The sequence below is a fragment of the Burkholderia sp. Ac-20392 genome (genome assembly GCF_017104585.1).
Lineage (GTDB): Bacteria > Pseudomonadota > Gammaproteobacteria > Burkholderiales > Burkholderiaceae > Burkholderia > Burkholderia lata.
The window spans coordinates 1-1,398 of record NZ_JAAGPB010000954.1 but is presented as its reverse complement, the minus strand read 5'-3'; the positions used below and the strand labels follow the sequence as shown (position 1 = coordinate 1,398).

The following is a 1,398-nucleotide window of genomic DNA, read 5'->3' as shown; positions in this document are numbered from 1 at the left end:
GCTGGTGCTCGCCGGCAAGCCGGCCGACGCGCAGCCGATGCTCGCGCGCGAGCTGGCCCGGGCGACCGGCGAGACGCGCGGCCCGGCGATCCTCGCGCTGCAGGCGTTGCTGGTGCGCGGCTCCGACCGCGTCGGCGGCCTCGCGGTGCTGAAGGACATGCTGAAGAACGACCTGAACCGGCCCGAAGCGCAGCTCGCGATCGCACGCCAGCAGCTCGCGGTCGACGACAAGGACGGCGCCGCGCAGTCGCTGAAGCAGGCGCTGCAGATCCGCCCCGACTACCTGCCGGCCGCCCTGATGCTGTCGCAGATGGGGCCCGCGGAACGCGCGGCGGGCATCGCGTCGTTCGAGAAGTATGTTCAGCAGAATCCGAAGTCGCGCGATGCGCGGCTCGCGCTGTCGCAGCTCTATCTCGCCGACGATCGCCTCGACGACGCGCAGAAGCAGTTCGAGACGATGCGCAAGCTCGACTCGAAGGATCCGACGCCGCTGATGGCGCTCGCGCTGATCAAGATCCAGCAGAAGAAGCTCGACGAAGCGACGGTCTTCCTGAAGCAGTACGTCCAGCTCGGCGACAAGCAGCCGAACCTCGACGTCGGCCAGGGCTACATCTACCTCGCGCAGATCGCGATCGACCAGAACAACGACGCGCAGGCGTCGCAGTGGCTCGACAAGGTCGACCAGACGAGCCAGCACTACCTCCCCGCGCAGATCACGCGCGCGCAGCTGCTGCAGAAACAGGGCAAGACCGACGAGGCGCGCAAGGTGCTCGACGACCTGCCGATCACGGATCCGCGCGATGCGGCCGTGGTCGCACGCACCGACGCATCGATCCTGTTCACCGCGAAGCGCTATCCGGAAGCCGAGGCACGGCTCGGGCAGGCGGTCCAGGACTTCCCCGACGATCCCGACCTGCGCTACGACTACGCGATGGCGGCCGAAAAGACCGGCCACTACACGACGATGGAAAAGCAGTTGCGCGAGCTGATCCGTACGCAGCCCGACAATCCGCAGGCGTACAACGCGCTCGGCTATTCGCTCGCCGACCGCAACCAGCGGCTGCCCGAAGCCAGCAAGCTGATCGACAAGGCGATGACGCTCGCGCCGAACGACGCGTACATCATGGACAGCCTCGGCTGGGTGAAGTACCGGATGGGCGATACGGCCGGCGCGGCGAAGGTGCTGCGGCGCGCGTACGAACTGCAGCCGAACGCCGAGATCGGCGCGCATCTCGGCGAGGTGCTGTGGAAGAGCGGCGCGCAGGATGACGCACGTTCCGCGTGGCGTGACGCGCAGAAGCTCGAGCCGGACAACGACACGCTCGTGCAGACGCTGAAACGCCTCCAGATCAACGGTCTCTGATGCAGATGTTCCCGACGTTTTCCCTGTCCTTCCGA

At 67.2% G+C, this 1,398-nt stretch carries 1 protein-coding gene; it reads left to right on the top strand.

From position 1 onward, the window contains the following. Positions 1–1,363: tetratricopeptide repeat protein (locus tag G3N99_RS40040; RefSeq protein WP_206125172.1), on the top strand; the 1,363-nt coding region annotated here is incomplete at its 5' end. Between the last annotated feature and the right edge of the window lie 35 nt (positions 1,364–1,398).